The following is an 18,876-nucleotide window of genomic DNA, read 5'->3' as shown; positions in this document are numbered from 1 at the left end:
GTAATCAAGCAACTCCCTAAGCGCCGTCTCATCTAAACTTCGCGCTAAGCTTTCCCATCCGCGCCTGCAGCGGCGTCATCTGCCGGTATTTCTTCATCACGGTGGTAAAATGGCTCTGGCTCGAAAATCCGCTGGAGTGAGCGATGTCGGCGATCGTCATGCCGCTGTCGGCAAGCAACCTTTCAGCGAAATCCAGCCGCAGACCGAGCACGTACTGATGCGGCGGCATCCCGAACGTCCTCGAGAAAGCCCGCACAAAATGATAGGGTGAAAGACCGCAAACCGCGGCCATCTCGGCAAGCGCCAGCTTGCGCGTAAAGTTCTCGTCCAGGAATTGCCGCACGCGGCTCGCAGCGCGGACGGAAAGCCCGCCTTTTGCGTTGAGCGTCGGTTGTCGCGAATTGGGTCCGGAAACCGGTCCGGGGACACCATCCTCACCCGGCATTTCTTGGCCTCCTGATTCGTCCCGGATGAGGTTCAACCCTAGGCTTCCTTCCGCGTTCCCCTGAAAAACAATTCGTGATTGATCGAAGCCGACCGGCATCGCCAACCCCATTCATGAGAGCGTTCCGGCCGGACGGCGAACAACGCGCGGACTGCATGACATTCCAGACGATTCCTGCGGAGCTTGGGGCCGATTTGCAGCGAGATGTGTTTTGGAAAACGCCGCAAGGCGCCTGTTGCGGCCTGGGTGGGTGCGCAGCAGATCGGCCGGGTCGACCGTGCCGAAAGCAGGCGGATCGAGTTCGGCGAGATCGAATTCATGCGCGGCCAATTGCGCCAGCGCTTCGGGAGCGATGGAAACGACGGCGTTCTCCCGGGTCAGGGACCAGGCCGGCTTGCTGTCCACACCCGCCGGATTGACGACGCGACATCCGATCGGCGTATCGTACCGCGTGATCCGGTCGCTGCCGAGCAAGGCTCTCGATCGGCGTGCGGGCCGCAGCGCTCCAGTGGAATGCTCTTTGGCCGGGAATGTCTGCGAGACGGGATCGCGGGCGGAGTCTATGACACTCCGCGCCGCGGTGGGCCTCCAGGGGCCTGCGCTTTCAGGAATTATGTCCAGGACATATCGAGCTGTCCGTTCTCGATTGACGCCCTGGGAATTGCCGCCTTCCCGAGCATCGTCCGTATTTTCCATTGCCTGGCCTCAGCCGCTTGTCTGTCGCCTGAAATCCCCCTTAGCCCGACCCGGATCCAACGTAACGCACATGCTGCGGATAGTGAATAACATCCGTACGCAAACAAAAAATTTTGTTCGGGATAAAAGCCCCTCGGGGCGAGGAACCCAGGCCTTTAGGTCGCGACTACGGGTCAACAGGTTCCTTTGGACCCTTCGGCGCATTGGCTGACGGAGCATCAAACGAAAAACCCGCCTGCTCGGCGGGTCACTGGCGCAAATCAGCACCATGCACGAATATATACCTTAGCTGAGATCACCGTGTCAAGAAAAAATTCCTATCGCGAAAAGCTGCCGACGCAAAAGCCGCGACACAGCCAGCAATGCAGAGCTACCAGATTGGCTACCGGTCATTGCAGATCGTCGCGACGATTCTCATACAAATCCCATGCAAGTTCGACAAACCCCAGAAGAACGTCCTCCTCGCTCCATCCGGCAGCGACGGCCGCCTGGACGATCTCGCGGACGAGAGGCAGCAATTGGCGTTGGCATTCTGCCGACGTGTCGGCAACTACGTCATCGCCGGGAGGTTCATCGAAGTTGAATTTCATCGTTAGGCGCCCCCCTCGCCATCAATCAAAGTGTTCATATCATTAAGTTCATTCATCCTGATATACAATAGAGGTCGCACCAAAGCATAAGAGGCTTCGGAGGCTCTGAGCAGAACAGGATGATGCCAGGCTCTATGCTTCCGCTAGGTCAGGTTTGTCCTTCTGAACAGGGTCCGTCGGGAAGCTTCTACCCATCAATCTCTGCGGCTGGTCGAAACCTTCGGCCAGGGCCGCATGCCACCATCCGGCGAATGCGCGGCAGGACCGGCCGCATTGCCTTCTGCAACCGCTCGCTGGATAGTCTCGGCATGTTGGCGACCCTGGCGACTCACTGGCCGCAAATTCTGGCGATCATCTCCGTGGTGATGGCGACGGTCGGCATCGTCCATGCCGTCATGACCAAGGAAGATGTGCGCGCCGCCACCGGCTGGGTCGGCGTGATGGTGCTGTCCCCGATCCTCGGCGTGCTGATCTACGCCGTCGCCGGCATCAATCGCATCCGTCGTGCCACGATCACCGCCCAGCGCCCGTTTGCCGACGGCGTGGTGTCCGCCAAGCATGAGCGCGACGTCGCTGTCGAAGAGGCCCTGATCGTCGAGCGATACGGGCAACGGTTCACGGGCTTGCGGACACTCGGCGACAGGGTGGCGCGGCGCGCGCTCAACCCTGGAAACGCAATCGATGTGCTGGAGACCGGCGACGAGGCCTATGCCGCCATGTGCGCGGCGATCGACGGCGCCGAGCGCAGCGTCCTGCTCGAGACCTATATTTTCGACAATGACGCCGTCGGCCTGCTCTTCGTCGAGGCGCTGGCCGGCGCCGTCCGGCGCGGCGTCACCGTCCGCGTGCTGATCGATGCCGTCGGCGCCCGCTACTCGGTGCCGAGCATCCTGGGGCATTTGCGCGAGGCCAACATCCCCGCCGATGTCTTCAACGGCAACATCGTCATGGGCCTGCGCCTGCCCTACGCCAATCTGAGGACCCACCGGAAGATCCTGGTGGTGGACGGCATCGCCGCCTTCACCGGCGGCATGAACATCCGAAAAGGCTTCTCCGCCGAATTCGCCGGCTCCAACAGCGCCAGGGACACACATTTCCGGGTGACCGGCCCGATCGTCGCCGACCTCTTTTCGGTCGCCGCCGAAGACTGGCGCTTCGCCACCGACGAGGCGCTGAAGGGCGACGCCTGGCGCATTGCCCCGCTGTCGCCATCGCCAGGCGCACCGATGATGGTGCGGGCAGTCGCTTCCGGCCCGGATGCCAGCAACGAGACCAACCACAAGCTGCTGATCGGTGCGTTCTCGGTCGCCCGCAAGTCCATACGCGTGATGTCGCCCTATTTCCTGCCGGATCGGGAACTGATCAGCGCCCTGATCACCGCCGGCAGGCGCGGGGTCGAGATAGACATCGTGGTGCCGGCGGTGAACAATCTTTTCCTCGTCGACCGCGCGATGATGGCGCAGTTCGATCAGGTGCTCAAACACTATTGCCGTGTCTGGCGAACCGAGGGACCATTCGACCATTCGAAGCTGCTTTCGATCGACGGCGTGTGGGCCTATGTCGGATCTTCCAATCTTGACGCCCGATCGCTGCGGCTCAATTTCGAGATCGACTTGGAGGTGCTCGATGCCGGCTTTGCCAGCGAGATCGAGGCGCGGATCGGGTCGGCGATTGCCTCCGCCGTGCCGGTAACGCTGGAAGCCTTGCGAGCCCGGCCGTTCCTTATCAGGCTGTTCGACCGGGCATTGTGGCTCGGTTCACCCTATCTCTAAGGCGGAGGTGCGCTTGAGGAACTCGTCTGTCATGGAACATACGCCGAAATTGCCTATTTTGACTGTATCCGGCTTCTGAATTGAAGCCAGCGAGAACGAGCAGCACAGATGCACAGAATTGGACGCAGCCTCCCGGCAAGCATGCTTCTGTCCCTTCGTGACCGCCGGATGCAGAAAGCTAACGCCGCCGCACTCAAGACGACAGCCACCACCGGCACGCTGGTTGCCTCCTACAATGTCCACAAATGCATCGGCGTCGACAGGAAGTTCGATCCGGACCGGACCATCCGCGTCATCCGCGAAATCGATCCGGATGTCATTGCCCTGCAGGAAGCCGACAACCGCTTCGGCGACCGTGATGGTCTTCTCGACCTGCCCCGGCTCGAACGGGAAACCGGACTGGTTCCGGTGCCGATTTCCGCCACCGGCAAGGGCCATGGCTGGCATGGCAACGTCTTGCTGTTCAAGAAGGGCGTCGTTCGCGACGTGCACCAGATCAAGCTTCCGGGGCTGGAGCCGCGCGGCGCGGTGGTGGCGGAGATCGACCTCGATGGAAGCCGGACGCTGCGCATCATCGCCGCCCATCTTGGCCTGCTGCGCCGCTCCCGCTCCCAGCAGGCGCGCGTCGTGCTCGACCTGATGAACAGCCCGGACGAAAGACCGACCCTGCTGCTCGGCGACCTCAACGAATGGCGGCTTGGCAACCGCTCCGCTCTCAACACGCTGCATGCGACGTTCGGCCCGCAGCCGCCGGCGGTCCCCACCTTCCCGTCGAACCTGCCGCTGCTGGCGCTCGACCGGATCATGGCCAACCGGCATGGCATGATTGCCGCCATCGACGCGCATGACACGCCGCTTTCACGCGTTGCCTCCGACCACCTGCCGCTGACGGCTTTCGTGCGCCTGGAGCGGGTGGACGATAACGCCTTGATGTCTCCCGCGTCGCAAAGAGTGTAAAATTAGTCGGAACGCCCAGTTCTTCCGCGAGTTACCATGTCTTGAACGTGTAGGAGGACGAGATGAAGAAGTTGATTCTGGCTTCCCTGTTGGCATTGGCCGCGACAGCGGCGATCACTGCGCCGACGCGAGCGGCAAGCGTGACCATCCAGTCCGACGACGATCGATATTTGCCGGACGACGATTCCGACAGTGGGATCGTTATTCGCCGTCATCACCGCGATCGCTATTCCGACAATCAGTATGATGGCGACCGGAACGTTCAGTATGACGATGGCGAATACCGGTACGGCGAATATCGCCGCCACCACCGGCATCATCGCTGCCATATCGAACTGGTCAAGCACTGGCGCCACCACCACAGGGTGATCGAAGAGGTCCGCGTCTGCGGCTGATCCCGATCGTACCAACCGGCCGGCGAAAGCCGGCCGGTTTGGTCGCGTATGGTGGCGAGAGATGCCGCCATCGACCAGTTGGAAACGCTACTGCAGACGACTGACGCGCGGCGCGGTTCGCGCAGCTGGATTACCTGGCTGATCTTGTCGCGATTGCGCTTGGCACGGTAACTCACTCTCCACCATCCCCGTCAAGCCGCAGATCACCGGCCCGCTTCCCAGGGCATGGCAATCGGTTAGCCGATCCCACCATGCACCGGTCGTTGCCCGACCCGTGTTCGGGTTGGGCTTGCTCTTCGCATTTGGTGCCTCTGGACACAGCCGTGGAAGGCTGAAAAATGTGGAGCGCAACTCGGCTTTTTGAGTTGAACCGGAACACCAGGAGGATGGCGCTGAAATTGGAAGATATTGCCGGCCATCCGGCGTTGCATCGCTACGTTCAGGAACAGTCCCTGGCGCTGATCCGAATCTATGAGGAGAGCCCTCGCCTGGCTTCCATTTTCGCCACGCAGCAGCGTTGGCTGATGGGTCATGTCGGCCTCGCCATGCATTTCAGGCGCGATCCGCACGACCGCCGCAAGGAACTGACGGTATCGCGGTTCATCGAGTTCGTGCACCAGCATGCGGTCGCCAGCCGCAACACGGCGGACGCTTTCATCAAGGAGATGCTGCACTACCACATCGCCGAGTATGTGTCGGGTGGCGACGGCCGTACGCACCCTTTGCAGCCGACGGCGGCAACCGTGCAGACCTTTACCGGCTGGGTCCTTGCCCATCTGCGGACGCTGGATCGCCTCGACGGCGCTGACCGCTTGACCAGGTTCCTCGAACACCCCGAGATGGTTGCCGGGCTGCAGCCTCTGGTGGCGGACGGCCTGCTTGCCTCCAAGCCGGTGCGCGAACCCAACCAGACCTTTTCCCTGTTCATCTGGCTCAACAATGGCGGCATCGTCATGGACTGGCTGATGTCGGGCATCGACCCCGATCACGCCGGCTTGGACCAGATTCCGACCAGCGTGGTTTCGATCGGAGATTTCGCCAAATGGCTCAAGCTCTCGCGGACCCATCTGGCCCGCAAGCTGCGCGCTGCCGAGAATCTCGGCAGCATCGGCTGGCTCGGCCAGCGCGGCCATTCGGTGATGTGGGTGTCGAATACATTCTACCAGGAATACATGACAGTCCAGGCGGCCAAACTGGCCATCGTCGACACCGCTTTCAATGCCTGTTTTCCGCCGGCTGGAAGCTGATCGGTGGGGCATCCCCGTAACGGGGGTGCCTTTCAATGCGGGCGATCAAAATCCCGAAGTTCTCAGTCGATGTCGAACGACACGCCCTGGGCGAGCGGTAGCGCCTTGGAATAGTTCACCGTGTTGGTGGCGCGCCGCATATAGGCCTTCCATGCGTCGGAGCCGCTCTCGCGGCCGCCGCCGGTTTCCTTTTCGCCGCCAAAGGCACCGCCGATCTCAGCGCCCGAGGTACCGATGTTGACATTGGCAATGCCGCAATCCGATCCGTCGACACCCAGGAAACGCTCGGATTCCTGCAGGTCGCGGGTGAAGATCGACGACGACAGGCCTGCGCCCACGGCATTGTGCTCGTCGAGCACGGCGTCGAAATCCGAATATTTCATCACATAGAGGATCGGCGCGAAGGTCTCTTCCGTGACAGGGGCCACCTGCTTGGGCATCTCGACCAGCGCCGGGTGCACGTAATAGGCATCCGGGTGCCCGTTCTCGACCCGCGTGCCGCCGGTCACCTTGCCGCCATGGGCGGCGGCTTCCTTCAGCGCCTTCTGCATGGCGTCAAAGGCCGCCTTGTCGATCAGCGGCCCGACCAGCGAGGAGGTCTCCAGCGGATTGCCGACAGACACACTCTCGTAGGCCTTCTTGAGGCGCGGAACCAGGGCGTCGTAGACGCTGTCATGCACGAACAGGCGCCGCAGCGTCGTGCAGCGCTGGCCGGCCGTGCCCATCGCTCCAAAGGCAATCGCGCGCAGCGCCATGTCGAGATCGGCGCTCGGGCAGACGATGCCGGCATTGTTGCCACCGAGTTCGAGCACTGCGCGGGCAAAGCGCTTGGCCAGCCGCGGGCCGACGTCGCGGCCCATGCGGGTCGAGCCGGTCGCCGAAACCAACGGCACCTTGGGGTGATCGACCAGGATCTCGCCGACGGCGCGGTCGCCGATCAGCACCGGCGCCAGGCCATCAGGTGCGTCCGCGCCGAAGCGCTTGACCGCACGCTTGAAGATGGCCTCGCAGGCAAGTGCGGTCAGCGGCGTCTTTTCCGACGGCTTCCACACCACCGCGTCGCCGCAGACCAGCGCCAGGGCGGCATTCCAGGACCACACCGCGACCGGGAAGTTGAAGGCGGAAATGACACCGACGACGCCGAGCGGATGCCAGGTTTCCATCATCCGATGGCCCGGCCGCTCGGTGGCGATGGTCAGGCCGTACAATTGCCGGGAGAGGCCTACGGCGAAATCGCAGATGTCGATCATCTCCTGCACTTCGCCGAGCCCCTCGGACGGGATCTTGCCGACCTCGATCGACACCAGCCGGCCAAGCTCGGCCTTGTGCGCGCGCAGTTCCTCGCCGAGCAGCCGCACCAGTTCGCCACGCCGCGGGCCCGGCACCATGCGCCAGGCCTGGAAGGCCTTGTGCGCGGCATCGATCACCTTGGCCGCGTCAGCCGGCGAGATCGTCTTCAGCGCCGCGATCTGCTCGCCCGTCACCGGGCTGCGCACGATCAGGTCGCCGCCGACGAGCGCTTCCTTGGCCACGCCCAGTTTCGCCAGCAGTTCGGTCGTTTCCTTGCCTATCGTCATTCTGGTTCCTTTCAGATCCCGTCGCCATCATATGGCGCTGGGTTAAGCCTTCGCCGTGTCGCCCGTGTGCCGAAAGGCACTTCAGGCGCAGTCATGGCGTGGCATTACTCGTTTCAGGGGAAAATCGCCACCCCGGCATGGTCCAAGCCCAAACTACACGATTGAGCCAGATGGGGAGGTGACGCTCAGTTTGCCTTTTTCGCCGGCGGGCGCACCGCACCGTCCTTGATCAACCGGTCGATATGCATGCGGATATGGGCAGCTTCTGCCGCCGTGTTCGCAAGCGCTATGGCGCGGTCGAAGGCGACGCGCGCCTCGTCGCCCCGGTCGAGCTGCATCAAGAGGCCCCCCTTGAGCCCGAAAAAGTGGAAATAGCCGGAAAGCCGTTCTTCCAGCGGCTCGATCATGGCCAGCGCCTCCCCCGGTCCACGCACCTTCGAGACCGCGACGGCCCGGTTGAGCGTGACCACCGGCGACGGCTGCATCTGCTCCAGCAAGCGGTAGAGCAGGTCGATCTCGTTCCAGTCCGTATCCTCGGCCTTTTCGGCCCGCGCATGCAGCGCGGCAATCGCCGCCTGCACCTGGTAAGGGCCGGGCTTGCGATGGCGCAGCGCCTTGTCGACCAGTGCCAGCCCCTCATCGATCATCTTGCGGCTCCACAGGCTGCGATCCTGGTCTTCGAGCAGCACGATCTCGCCGCTTTCGTCGAAACGGGCCGGTGCGCGCGCATGCTGCAGAAGCAACAGCGCCGTCAGCCCCATGATCTCCGGCTCGGTCTGGAACAGCCGCAGCAACAGCCGTGCCAGCCGGATCGCCTCCTCGCACAGCGGCGCGCGGGCCGGCGCCTCGCCGCTGTTGGTCGAATAGCCCTCGTTGAAGACCAGGTAGACCATGGCTGCGACGGCGGCGAGCCGTTCCGAGCGCTCGACCGCACCAGGCGTCTCGAACGGCACGCCGGCGTCCGCAATGCGCGCCTTGGCGCGAGTGATGCGCTGCTCCATGGCGCTTTCGCCAACCAGGAAGGCGCGCGCGATCTGCTTGACGGTGAGACCGGAGACGATGCGCAGCGCCACCGCGATCTGCTGTGTTGCCGGCAGATCGGGATGGCAGCAGATGAACAGCAGCCGCAATATGTCGTCGCGGTAGTGCGCCCCGTCCAGCCGCTCGGCGATATCGCTCTCGGCGTCTTCCAGATCGGAAACCTGGTCTTCCTCCGGCATCGGCGCCTGCTTGGCGCGCTTGCGCACCGCATCGATGCCGCTGTTGCGGCCGACGAAGATCAGCCAGGCCGCCGGGTCGCGCGGCGGCCCGTTCTGCGGCCAGTTCTTCAACGCCCTGAGGCACGCGTCCTGGAAAGCTTCCTCCGCCGTATCGAGATCGCGGAAATAACGCAGCAGCGCGCCCATCGCCTGCGGGCGGGCGGCGCTGATCGCGGAGCTGATCCAGGCCATTTCGGTCATGCGGAAACCGTTGTTGGGTTGAAGACCGAAACCGGCCGGATTTCATAGGAGCCGCCGCTCGGGTTGACCTCGGAAAGTTCGCGGGCGAACTCCACCGCCTCGTCGAGATCGGCGCATTCGAGCGTGTAGAAGCCGAGAAACTGTTCCTTGGTCTCGGCGAACGGCCCGTCGATGACGACCGATTCGCCTTTGACCTTCCTCAACGTCGTCGCGGCCGTGGTCGGCAGAAGCCGTGCCACCGGGCCGAGCCGACCAGCCTTGGCGTACTTGTCCTGAACGTCGAGGAGATTGGCCATGACCTCGTCGTCCTGTGCCTTGCTCCAGGAGCAGACGACATCTTCGGAGGCATAGCAGAGGATTGCGTAGAGCATGGCTGGTCCTTTTCTCTGTCAAAGGACGAAACAGTAAGACCGATCCCGACATGACGTCGATAAAAAAATCCAGATGTGACGGATTTGGCCACCGTCGGCCGCGTCGGTCAGCTTTCTCCCAGTTTCAGCCATCGCAGCACGAGAGCTTCCTCGTCATCGAGACCGGCAATCGCCCGTTTGCGCTTGTTGGCCTGCGCCATTTCATCCAGCAACCGTCCCTCGGACCACGCTTCGAAGACCCGCGGATGGATATAGCATTTGCGGCAGACGGCACGCGTATTGCCCAGCCGTTCGGCAACCTTGTCGATGACGCTGTTCATCGCCCTGTTTCGCTGCGCCTGGCTTTGCGGCAGTTCCGTTTGCGCAAACAGTGACGCGGCGTGAATGGTGCCGCCCCAGGTGCGGAAATGCTTCGAACTGAAGGCGTCACCGACCGCCTCACGGATATAGCGGTTGACGTCCTCGGAGCGGACCGGCCGCCTGTCGCCGTCTTCATCGAGATACTGGAACAGCTTCTGGCCTGGCAGGTCCTGCGCGCCACGCACAATCCTGGCGATGCGGCGGTCGGCCAGCTTCAGCTTCCACTCCTTGCCCGACTTGCCCTTGAAGGCAAAGCGCAGGCTTGAACCGACAATATCGACATGCCGGTCGCGCAACGTGGTCAGCCCGAAACTCTTGTTGTCGCGGGCGTAGGCGGCATTGCCGACGCGGATCATCGTGTTGTCGAGCAGCCAGACGACCGCGGCGACGACCCGCTCGAACGGCAAGCCACGACGGCGCAGATCGCTGTCGACCCTGTGCCGCAGGTCCGGCAGGCTCTCGGCGAATGCGACAAGGCTCGAATATTTGGCGCCATCGCGCTCTTCGGCCCATTGCGGATGATAACGATATTGCTTGCGTCCCCGCTGGTCCCTGCCGGTTGCCTGGATATGGCCGTCCGCGTCGGGCGAAATCCACACATCCGTCCAGGCCGGCGGAATGACGATCGCCTCGATGCGGGCCTTGGTGGCGTCCGAAACCGTCCGTCCGTCCGGTCCCTTGTAGGAAAACCCCTTGCCTGTCTTCAGCCGCCGGATACCAGGCTCGGCATCACTGACATAACTAAGCGACGCATGATCGGCCGAGCTTTGTGCCCCGTTTTTGAATACGCCATCTGGCGATACAGCGTCCTCGCCAGCCGGTCGGCCGGGCGACATTCCGGATTTCTGCAACATGTCGGCTCCACGCGAATTCCGTAGATAAGCCACTGGCCGACCGCTGGTTCCACGCGCCGTCCGAAAACGGTGTCGAGCCTGCCTTCAGGCTTTCTCGAGCACAACCGGAATGACATCGACAGCCTGCTCGCCGACCTGTCCCCCCGTGGTCTTGAGCACGCCGACGATCGGCGCTACGTCCGAATAGTCGCGGCCGTAGCCGACGGTGATATGGTCGTTGCTGGCCCGCATGCCGTTGGTCGGATCGAATTCCTGCCAGCCTGCGTCGCGCCCGCACCAGACCTTGACCCAGGCATGCATGGCATCGGCGCCTTCCAGCCGGGGCTTGCCCTTCGGCGGGATGGTGCGCAGGAAGCCGCTGACATAGCCAGCGGGAATGCCGAGCCCGCGCAGGCCGGCGATCATGATATGCGAAAAGTCCTGGCAGACACCGCGCTTCAGCCTGAAGGCATCGCTGGCCCGGGTCCGCACCGTCGTCGCCTCGCCGTCATAGGTGAAATCACGATGAATGCGATGGCACAGGTTCATGGCCGTGCTGGCGGCGGAACCGGCGATGCTGCTGCGTGCGTAGGCAGTGATCGCATCGTCGATGCCGGCATGGGTGCTGGCCGTCAGGAAATGGTGCGGTGCATCAGGTGCCAGAGACCGCACCGCGGCGAGCTCCTGCCTGAGCCGGGCGATATCGGGCGACACGTCGAGCCCGGGCTCGGGCCGAGACACCGACACGCGGGCGCTCATCCTGATGTCGAGCGCATCATGCGCATCGCGAAAGGCGATCGAGGTGACGTTGTTGCCGAAGAAATCGGAAAAGTCGGAACGCTCGTTGGGCGCCGGCGCAAAGGACAGTGATGCGGCGATGACGCGCTGCACGCCTGATATCGTCGACGGCAGCACGCGCACCTGATGACGACCGCCGCCGGCAGCGGAAGCGTAATCATAGTGGAGATGAAGCCTGATATCGTAGAGCATGATTTATCCGAAATAGGCTTTGGCGAGGCTGTTGTAGAGGCCGCCGATTTCGTGGGCGAGCTCGTCCAGCGCCTTTGCCGTCATATCCGAAGGCTCCTTGATGGCGATCTGGGTGTTGAGCTGCAGGATTTCCTTCGCCGCCGGCGACATTTGCCCCTCCCCGCCGAGCGACGGCAACAGGCCGATTTCGGCCTTCAGCCTTTCGAGCTGGAACAGGATGGAGCGCGGGTTAAGCGGATCGAGCGCCAGCAGGTCGATCACCGTGCGCCGGCCGGCCTGCACCGGATATTGGCGGCGATGGGTCATCACGCTGTCGCCGATCTCCAGCATCATGTCGAGCGCGCCGTCCGGCGCCTTGGCGCTGGTCAGCCGCGACAGCGTGCGGGAGATCTGGATGCCGCGCTCCAGCCGGCGGCCGATCTCGAGGAAGCGCCAGCCGGCGAAGCGGTACATGTTCTCGTGCAGCAGGCCGGAAAAGCCGGCGAGCTTACGCAGGATGACTGTCATCGCCCGGGTCGCGTCGTCGCCGGGCGCGACCGTCGTTGCGAACTGATGGATGGTTTTCGACAGGTCCTTCAGCGCCAGCCAGCCGTCGGGCGAGAAGCGGTCGCGAATCTGCCCGGCGCTGTAGACCGCGCTATCCAGCGTGCCGATCAGCCCTGACGGGATCGCCGTCTCGACGTCGATGCCGAAAGGTTCGAGATAATCCCTGATGTCGGCGAGCAGCGGCATGTCCGGGTCGGACGTTTCGGCGAGCCGCACATGGTAGGCGCGCAGGATGCGCACCGTGTCTTCCGAGCGCTCGATATAGCGGCCGAGCCAGGTCAGGTTCTCCGCCGCGCGACTGGGCAGGCTGCCGGGCCTGGTGCGGCTGAAACTGTCGCCTTCCTGCGGCAGCAGCGTCTCGCGCTCCACCGGTTTGTCGCTGACAACCCAGACATCCGCCGCCTGGCCGCCACGCTGCATGGCGATCGCCGTCGGGTCGAGCGACAGGCCGATGCGGGCAAAACCGCCCGGCATCACCGTCCAGCCCTCCGGCGTTCGCGCCAGGTAGACGCGCAGGCTCGCTGGCCGCGGCTCCAGCCACCCGCCGACATAGACGGGCGTCGTCGAAAGCGTCACCGCTTCCTGGCCGACAAAATCGCCGCCATCGCGTTCGATGCGCGCCACCAGCTCCGCCCGCTCTCCGGCCGACAGCGCCGAGCCGAGCTTCGTTGAATCGTCATCCTCGAAGGCAAGTCTCGTCGACAGCGCCGGCCCGATCACCATGCGATCGATGTTGGCCAGCACATGCGCGCGTTCGGTTGCTTGCCCGCACCACCATGTCGCGACGCTTGGCAGCAGCAATTCCTCGCCCCGCAAGGCCCGTGAAATCTTGGGCAGGAAGGCGAGCAGCGCACGCGTCTCCATCAGGCCGGAGCCAAGCGCATTGACGGTAGCAACCGCGCCCTGGCGGATCGCCTCGACCAGGCCCGGCGTGCCGATCTGCGAATCCGGGCGCAGTTCGAGCGGATCGGCGAAGGCGGCATCGAGCCGCCGCCACAACACGCTGATCGGCATCAGGCCGGAAACCGTGCGTACCATGAGCCGGCCGCCTGAAACGGTCAAATCCTCGCCTTCGAGCAGCATGATGCCAAGGTAGCGGGCGATGTAGGCGTGTTCGTAATAGGTTTCGTTGAGCGGCCCCGGCGTGAGGATGGCGACGCGGCCGTCGGTCTCCTTGGCCATGCCGATCAGCGCGTCGCGAAAACGGCGGAAAAAGCCGGCAAGGCGGTGCACATGCATCTCGCCATAGATGTCGGACAGCGCGCGTGTGGTGGCGACGCGGTTTTCCAGTGCGAAACCGGCGCCGGACGGCGCCTGCGTGCGATCACCAAGCACCCACCACTGGCCGTCAGGTCCACGGCCGAGCTCGAAGGCGCAGAAATGCAGGAAGTGGCCGCCGGCCGGCTTGGTGCCGACGACAGGCCGTAAATATTCGGGGCTGGCGGCGATCAATCCCGCCGGCAGGATGCCTTTTTCGACCAGCCGGTTCGGCCCGTATATATCGGCGATGGTTTCCTCGAACAGTTCGGCGCGCTGCACGAGGCCGGCGCTGATCGCCGCCCACTCGCTCTCTTCGATGAGAACCGGGACATGCGCCAGCGGCCATTCGCGTTCATTGGCGCCGGCCTTATCATAGACGCGGTAATAAACGCCGGCATCGCGCAGATACTGGTCGGCGCGGGCAAAGCGCTGGCCGAGCTTTTCAGCACCGAGTTCCTCGAGCGCCTCGACAAAATGCTTCCAGGCCGGGCGAGGATTGCCCGATGCATCGACCATCTCGTCGACGACGCCGTCGATGGGCTGGTAGTGCTCCAGCAGGCTGTGGGTCTGCGGCTTGCCGCGTCCCCTCTTGTGATTCCCCTTTGCCATCGCTGATCAGAGTCTTGCCGGCCGCCGAAGGTCAAGGGTCATCGGGAAATCTTCCGCCGGTTGTTCTTCACGGATCACATAGGCGGATGGCGTATGACCACGCGGTTCGAAGCGGGCGAGCCGCCGAGCTTCCGCCTCGTTGCCATTGACCGGAAAGGTATCGTAATTGCGCCCGCCGGGATGGGCGACATGGTAGACGCAGCCGCCGACCGCTCGGCCCGACCAGCGATCATAGATGTCGAAGACCAGCGGCGTGTTGACCAGCAGCGCCGGGTGCAGGCCCGATGCCGGCTGCCAGGCCTTGAAGCGCACGCCTGCCACCGCCACTTCGCGATTGTCAGTGACCTTCATCGGCACGATGCGGCCGTTGCAGACGACTGCGTGGCGCTCCGGGTTCAGCCCTTCGGTCTTGACCTGCAGCCGTTCGACCGAGGAATCGACGAAGCGCACGGTGCCGCCGATCGCGCCTTGCTCGCCCATGACATGCCACGGCTCCAGCGCCTGGCGCAGTTCCAGCTTGATGCCGGCATGCTGAACCTCGCCGCAGAACGGAAAGCGGAATTCGAGCTGGGCATCGAACCATTCGGGACGGAACTCAAAACCGTTGAGCTTGAGGTCGTCGAGCACGTCGAGAAAATCGGCCCAGACATGATGCGGCAGCATGAAGCGGTCATGCAGCGATGTGCCCCAACGCACGAAACGGCCGTCGAGCGGGCTCTTCCAGGCACGGGCAATGATAGCGCGGACCAAAAGTTGCTGCGCGAGGCTCATGCGCGCATTGGGCGGCATCTCGAAGCCGCGGAATTCGACCAGCCCCAGCCGGCCGGTCGGTCCGTCGGGCGAGAACAGCTTGTCGATGCAGATTTCCGAACGATGCGTATTCCCGGTGACGTCGGTCAACAAATTGCGGAACAGCCGGTCGACCAGCCATGGCAAGGGTGCGTTGCCCTGGTCTGGATGCGGCACCTGCGCCATAGCGATCTCAAGCTCGTAGAGCGAGTCGTGACGCGCTTCGTCGAAGCGTGGCGCCTGGCTGGTCGGCCCGATGAACAGGCCGGAGAACAGGTAGGACAGCGACGGATGGCGCTGCCATTGCAGCACCAGGCTCTTCAGCAGGTCCGGCCTTCGCAGGAACGGGCTGTCATTGGGTGTCGCACCGCCGACCACGACATGGTTGCCGCCGCCGGTGCCGGTGTGGCGGCCATCGATCATGAACTTGTCTGCGCCAAGCCGTGTCTGCCGCGCCTCCTCGTAGATCGCCGTCGTCGTCGCCACGCAATCCTGCCAGTTGGAAGCAGGATGGATGTTGACCTCGATGACGCCTGGGTCAGGCGCGACGCGGATGACGTTGAGGCGCGGATCGTGCGGCGGGCCATAGCCTTCGATGTGCACGGGAAGGCCTATCGCCTTCGCCGCGTTCTCGGCCGCCGCGACCAGTTCGAGATAGTCTTCCAGCGCCTCGACCGGCGGCATGAACACGCAAAGCCGGCCATCGCGCGGTTCGACCGAAAGTGCGGTGCGCACCGCGCCGCCGATCTCGGTGATCTCCTGCTCGACCCGCTCCTGCTGGCCGGTCGCAGCGGTGAACGATGCCGCCTGCTGGCGGCGCGCCATCTCGTCGGCGCCTTCCAGTTCGGCTGGAGCCGGTCCGGCCAGTATGGCTTCACGCGCGGGCAGCGGGCCGCGTGGCAGTGACGGATCGACCGGCACGATATAAGGGAATTGCTCCGGCGGCACATAGGGCAACGTGCCGAGCGGCAGCCGGTAGCCGACCGGTGAATCGCCTGGCACCAGGAACAGCCGGCCACGCCGCGTCTTCCATTTTTCCGAACGCCAGCGCGGATCCGATGCCTGGCTGTTCCAGCGCTGGACGGGGAGCACATAGCCGGACGGTTTGGTCAGCCCGCGCTCGAACACTTTCGCCATGCGGCTGCGTTCTTCCGGATCCTCCAGCCTGGAGTTGGACGGATCGACATTGTCGGGCAGCTTGCCTTCCTTGAGCAGCCATTCGGCCGGATCCTCATAGGCTTCGCTGACCATGGCTTTGTCGATGCCGAGCTCGCCGGCAATCGCGGTGAGCAGGCTTTCGGCCTGCTTCGGGCCGATATCGGCCTCGCTCTTTTCGCGTGCGATCAGCGACGGATCGCTCCACACCGGCTGGCCGTCGGCACGCCAGTAGAGCGAAAAAGTCCAGCGCGGCAGGCTTTCGCCCGGATACCATTTGCCCTGGCCGTAATGGAGAAAGCCGCCCGGCGCAAAGCGCTCGCGCAGTTTACGGATCAGTTCGTCGGCCTTTTCGCGCTTGGTGGGACCGACGGCGGCGGTGTTCCATTCGGCCGACTCGAAATCGTCGATCGACACGAAAGTCGGCTCGCCGCCCATGGTGAGCCGCACGTCGCCGGCGGCAAGTGCTTTATCGACCTTGTTGCCCAGAGCGTCGAGCGCCTGCCAGCTTTCGTCCGAAAATGGCTTGGTGATGCGCGGATGTTCGGCGATGCGGTCGACCCGCATCTCGAAGCCGAATTCGACATTGGCGAAGCTCGCCATGCCGGAAATCGGGGCCGCGTTGCGGAAATGCGGCGTGGCGGCCAGCGGCACATGGCTCTCGCCGGTGAGCAGGCCCGAGGTCGGATCGAAGCCGATCCAGCCGGCGCCGGGAAGATAGACCTCGCACCACGCATGCAGATCGGTGAAGTCGACGGCGGTTCCGGCTGGACCGTCCAGCGCCACCAGATCGGGCTTCAACTGGACCAGATAGCCGGAAACGAAGCGCGCCGCGATGCCGAGATTGCGCAGGATCTGCACCAGCAGCCAGCTCGAATCCCGGCACGATCCCTTTTTCGCGGCCAAGGTCTCTTCCGGCGAGAACACACCGGTTTCCATGCGCACGATATAGGCGATCTCGCGCTGCAGCCGCGCGTTGAGATCGACCAGGAAATTGACGGTGTTGGCAGCGCTGCGATCGATGGTCTTCAGCAGCGCCGACAGCAGCGGTCCCGCCGGCTCCGGAGTGCGATAGATGGCGAGATCGTCGCGTATTTCTCCCGGATACTCGAACGGAAACGCCTCGGCCGACGGCTCGACGAAGAAATCGAACGGATTGTAGACCGTCATGTCGGCGACGAGGTCAACCTCGATCTTCAACTCCGTCACCGGCTCCGGAAAGACGAAGCGGGCGAGGAAATTGCCGTAAGGATCCTGCTGCAGATTGACGAAGTGGTTCGCCGGCTCGACCTTGAGCGAATGGCTCAGCACCTTGGTACGGGAATGCGGCGCCGGCTGCAGCCGGATGATCTGGGGCCCGAGAACCACCGGCCGGTCGTATTTGTAATGGGTCAGGTGGTAGACGGCTGCCAGAATTGCCATGGGGCCCCGGAATTCAGCGTTTCAAACGATTTCGCTGAACCCTGACACATCTGGCGACCATTCTCCAAGCAGAGATGTTGCGGTGCACCTAATTTAAGCAACGGTTGCCGGCTCAGAAAAATGCCTGCAACCCCGTCTGCGCCCTTCCCAGGATCAGCGCATGCACGTCATGCGTGCCTTCATAGGTGTTGACCGTCTCCAGGTTCTGCGCATGGCGCATGACGTGGTAGCCGATCTGGATGCCGTTGCCGCCATGCATGTCGCGGGCCTGGCGGGCGATGTCCAGCGCCTTGCCGCAATTGTTGCGCTTGACGATCGAGATCATTTCCGGCGCCATCTTGCCTTCATCCAGCAGCCGCCCGACGCGCAAGGACGCCTGCAATCCCAGCGCAATTTCGGTCTGCATGTCGGCAAGCTTCTTCTGGTAGAGCTGCGTGCCGGCCAGCGGCTTGCCGAACTGCTTGCGGTCGAGACCGTATTGGCGGGCGCGGTGCCAGCAATCCTCGGCGGCGCCCATCGAGCCCCAGGAAATGCCGAAGCGAGCCCGGTTGAGGCATCCGAACGGTCCGCCAAGGCCCTTTGCGTTGGGCAGCAGCGCGTCCTCGCCGACCTCGACGCCTTCCATCACCACTTCGCCGGTGATCGACGCCCGCAGCGACAGCTTGCCGCCGATCTTCGGCGCCGAAAGCCCTTTCATGCCCTTTTCCAGCACGAAGCCACGGATCTCGTCCTTGCCGTTCTCCCCCTTCAGCTTCGCCCAGACGACGAACACATCGGCGACGGGCGCGTTGGAAATCCACATCTTCGAACCGGACAGCTTGTAGCCGTTGGCGGTCCTCTCGGCGCGCGTCTTCATACCGCCCGGGTCGGAGCCTGCATCCGGCTCGGTCAGGCCGAAACAGCCGATCCACTCGCCGCTGGCGAGCTTGGGCAGGTACTTCTTGCGCTGTTCGTCCGAGCCATAGGCATAGATCGGATACATCACCAGCGACGACTGCACTGACATCATCGACCGATAGCCGGAATCGACGCGCTCTACTTCGCGTGCGACCAGCCCATAGGTGACGTAGTTCGCGCCAAGCCCGCCGAATTCTTCAGGGATGTTGATGCCGAGCAGGCCGGCCTCGCCCATTTCACGGAAGATCGCGGTGTCGAAGGTCTCGTTGAGGTAGGCGTCCTCGATCCGCGGCGCCAGTCTGTCGGCGGCGAAGGCGGCCGCCCCGTCGCGCACCATGCGCTCGTCTTCCGAAAGCTGGCCCTCGATCAGGAACGGGTCTTCCCAGACGAATGCGTTCTTGTCGGCGGCCATGACGTTCTCCCAAACCAATGCATGTCGCTCAAAACGATGACACGCATGAAGCAAAATGTTGGCCCGTTCTATCGGCCTGTGCCTCGAAAAAAT

At 63.5% G+C, this 18,876-nt stretch carries 15 protein-coding genes; 4 read left to right on the top strand and 11 right to left on the bottom strand.

Annotated features, from left to right (window positions below; translation table 11 throughout):
• Positions 1 to 28: 28 nt before the first annotated feature.
• The 3 genes from A9K65_RS10410 to A9K65_RS10400 all read right to left on the bottom strand — a co-directional run bounded on the left by A9K65_RS10410 (position 29) and on the right by A9K65_RS10400 (position 1,731).
• Positions 29 to 544, bottom strand: a complete 516-nt coding sequence (locus A9K65_RS10410) for an AraC family transcriptional regulator (RefSeq protein ID WP_064995671.1) — start codon at positions 542 to 544, stop codon at positions 29 to 31.
• Positions 545 to 556: 12 nt separating this feature from the next.
• A complete protein-coding gene (locus tag A9K65_RS35625) occupies positions 557 to 919 on the bottom strand; it encodes a hypothetical protein (RefSeq protein WP_064995655.1) in 363 nt (120 codons plus the stop codon).
• A gap of 611 nt (positions 920 to 1,530) precedes the next feature.
• On the bottom strand, positions 1,531 to 1,731 hold the full coding sequence (locus A9K65_RS10400; RefSeq protein ID WP_013529836.1) for a hypothetical protein: 201 nt from the start codon (positions 1,729 to 1,731) through the stop codon (positions 1,531 to 1,533).
• Positions 1,732 to 2,039: 308 nt separating this feature from the next.
• Here A9K65_RS10400 and A9K65_RS10395 point away from each other — a divergent pair, with 308 nt between their 5' ends.
• From A9K65_RS10395 to A9K65_RS10380, 4 genes are all read left to right on the top strand, one after another.
• Positions 2,040 to 3,503 carry a phosphatidylserine/phosphatidylglycerophosphate/cardiolipin synthase family protein gene (locus A9K65_RS10395; RefSeq protein WP_064995670.1) on the top strand — a complete coding sequence of 488 codons (1,464 nt, stop codon included), beginning with the start codon at positions 2,040 to 2,042 and terminating at the stop codon, positions 3,501 to 3,503.
• Positions 3,504 to 3,611: 108 nt separating this feature from the next.
• Complete coding sequence (locus tag A9K65_RS10390; RefSeq protein WP_013529834.1) at positions 3,612 to 4,460, top strand: endonuclease/exonuclease/phosphatase family protein; 849 nt, start codon at positions 3,612 to 3,614, stop codon at positions 4,458 to 4,460.
• A 62-nt stretch (positions 4,461 to 4,522) separates the two neighbouring features.
• Positions 4,523 to 4,855, top strand: coding sequence for a hypothetical protein (locus A9K65_RS10385; RefSeq protein WP_024502663.1), 333 nt, complete (start codon positions 4,523 to 4,525; stop codon positions 4,853 to 4,855).
• 386 nt (positions 4,856 to 5,241) lie between these two features.
• Positions 5,242 to 6,102 (top strand): hypothetical protein, encoded by an 861-nt coding sequence (locus A9K65_RS10380; RefSeq protein ID WP_164919874.1) that lies wholly within the window; start codon positions 5,242 to 5,244, stop codon positions 6,100 to 6,102.
• 62 nt (positions 6,103 to 6,164) lie between these two features.
• Here the strand turns inward: A9K65_RS10380 and A9K65_RS10375 are convergent, their stop codons facing one another.
• The 8 genes from A9K65_RS10375 to A9K65_RS10340 all read right to left on the bottom strand — a co-directional run bounded on the left by A9K65_RS10375 (position 6,165) and on the right by A9K65_RS10340 (position 18,783).
• Positions 6,165 to 7,679: an aldehyde dehydrogenase family protein gene (locus tag A9K65_RS10375; protein WP_064995653.1), complete on the bottom strand. Its 1,515-nt coding sequence runs from the start codon at positions 7,677 to 7,679 to the stop codon at positions 6,165 to 6,167.
• A gap of 185 nt (positions 7,680 to 7,864) precedes the next feature.
• Positions 7,865 to 9,139 (bottom strand): RNA polymerase sigma factor, encoded by a 1,275-nt coding sequence (locus A9K65_RS10370; RefSeq protein WP_013529830.1) that lies wholly within the window; start codon positions 9,137 to 9,139, stop codon positions 7,865 to 7,867.
• On the bottom strand, positions 9,136 to 9,510 hold the full coding sequence (locus A9K65_RS10365; RefSeq protein ID WP_013529829.1) for a YciI family protein: 375 nt from the start codon (positions 9,508 to 9,510) through the stop codon (positions 9,136 to 9,138). The genes A9K65_RS10370 and A9K65_RS10365 overlap by 4 nt, the downstream gene beginning before the upstream one ends.
• Before the next feature lie 107 nt (positions 9,511 to 9,617).
• Positions 9,618 to 10,724, bottom strand: a complete 1,107-nt coding sequence (locus tag A9K65_RS10360) for a DNA topoisomerase IB (protein WP_063168907.1) — start codon at positions 10,722 to 10,724, stop codon at positions 9,618 to 9,620.
• Between the two features lie 84 nt (positions 10,725 to 10,808).
• The gene (locus A9K65_RS10355) at positions 10,809 to 11,693 is read right to left on the bottom strand and encodes a transglutaminase family protein (RefSeq protein ID WP_013529827.1); all 885 of its coding nucleotides are present in this window, start codon (positions 11,691 to 11,693) and stop codon (positions 10,809 to 10,811) included.
• A 3-nt stretch (positions 11,694 to 11,696) separates the two neighbouring features.
• A complete protein-coding gene (locus tag A9K65_RS10350; protein ID WP_063173000.1) occupies positions 11,697 to 14,108 on the bottom strand; it encodes a circularly permuted type 2 ATP-grasp protein in 2,412 nt (803 codons plus the stop codon).
• A gap of 6 nt (positions 14,109 to 14,114) precedes the next feature.
• Entirely contained in the window at positions 14,115 to 17,474 is a 3,360-nt protein-coding gene (locus A9K65_RS10345; protein WP_064995652.1) for a transglutaminase family protein, read from the bottom strand.
• A gap of 112 nt (positions 17,475 to 17,586) precedes the next feature.
• On the bottom strand, positions 17,587 to 18,783 hold the full coding sequence (locus A9K65_RS10340; RefSeq protein ID WP_024502670.1) for an acyl-CoA dehydrogenase: 1,197 nt from the start codon (positions 18,781 to 18,783) through the stop codon (positions 17,587 to 17,589).
• Positions 18,784 to 18,876: the final 93 nt, after the last annotated feature.

The organism is Mesorhizobium sp. WSM1497, assembly GCF_001672455.2.
Lineage (GTDB): Bacteria > Pseudomonadota > Alphaproteobacteria > Rhizobiales > Rhizobiaceae > Mesorhizobium > Mesorhizobium ciceri.
This window is presented reverse-complemented; position numbering and strand designations above follow the sequence as displayed.

Excerpts from the sequence above, each read along its gene's own strand:
- A9K65_RS10400 (WP_013529836.1), bottom strand. The coding sequence starts at position 1,731 with ATGAAATTCAACTTCGATGAACCTCCCGGCGATGACGTAGTTGCCGAC.
- A9K65_RS10340 (WP_024502670.1), bottom strand. The coding sequence starts at position 18,783 with ATGGCCGCCGACAAGAACGCATTCGTCTGGGAAGACCCGTTCCTGATC.
- A9K65_RS10365 (WP_013529829.1), bottom strand. The coding sequence starts at position 9,510 with ATGCTCTACGCAATCCTCTGCTATGCCTCCGAAGATGTCGTCTGCTCC.
- A9K65_RS10390 (WP_013529834.1), top strand. The coding sequence starts at position 3,612 with ATGCACAGAATTGGACGCAGCCTCCCGGCAAGCATGCTTCTGTCCCTT.
- A9K65_RS10345 (WP_064995652.1), bottom strand. The coding sequence starts at position 17,474 with ATGGCAATTCTGGCAGCCGTCTACCACCTGACCCATTACAAATACGAC.
- A9K65_RS10360 (WP_063168907.1), bottom strand. The coding sequence starts at position 10,724 with ATGTTGCAGAAATCCGGAATGTCGCCCGGCCGACCGGCTGGCGAGGAC.
- A9K65_RS10350 (WP_063173000.1), bottom strand. The coding sequence starts at position 14,108 with ATGGCAAAGGGGAATCACAAGAGGGGACGCGGCAAGCCGCAGACCCAC.
- A9K65_RS10355 (WP_013529827.1), bottom strand. The coding sequence starts at position 11,693 with ATGCTCTACGATATCAGGCTTCATCTCCACTATGATTACGCTTCCGCT.
- A9K65_RS10380 (WP_164919874.1), top strand. The coding sequence starts at position 5,242 with ATGGCGCTGAAATTGGAAGATATTGCCGGCCATCCGGCGTTGCATCGC.
- A9K65_RS10410 (WP_064995671.1), bottom strand. The coding sequence starts at position 544 with ATGCCGGTCGGCTTCGATCAATCACGAATTGTTTTTCAGGGGAACGCG.
- A9K65_RS10385 (WP_024502663.1), top strand. The coding sequence starts at position 4,523 with ATGAAGAAGTTGATTCTGGCTTCCCTGTTGGCATTGGCCGCGACAGCG.
- A9K65_RS10395 (WP_064995670.1), top strand. The coding sequence starts at position 2,040 with ATGTTGGCGACCCTGGCGACTCACTGGCCGCAAATTCTGGCGATCATC.
- A9K65_RS10375 (WP_064995653.1), bottom strand. The coding sequence starts at position 7,679 with ATGACGATAGGCAAGGAAACGACCGAACTGCTGGCGAAACTGGGCGTG.
- A9K65_RS10370 (WP_013529830.1), bottom strand. The coding sequence starts at position 9,139 with ATGACCGAAATGGCCTGGATCAGCTCCGCGATCAGCGCCGCCCGCCCG.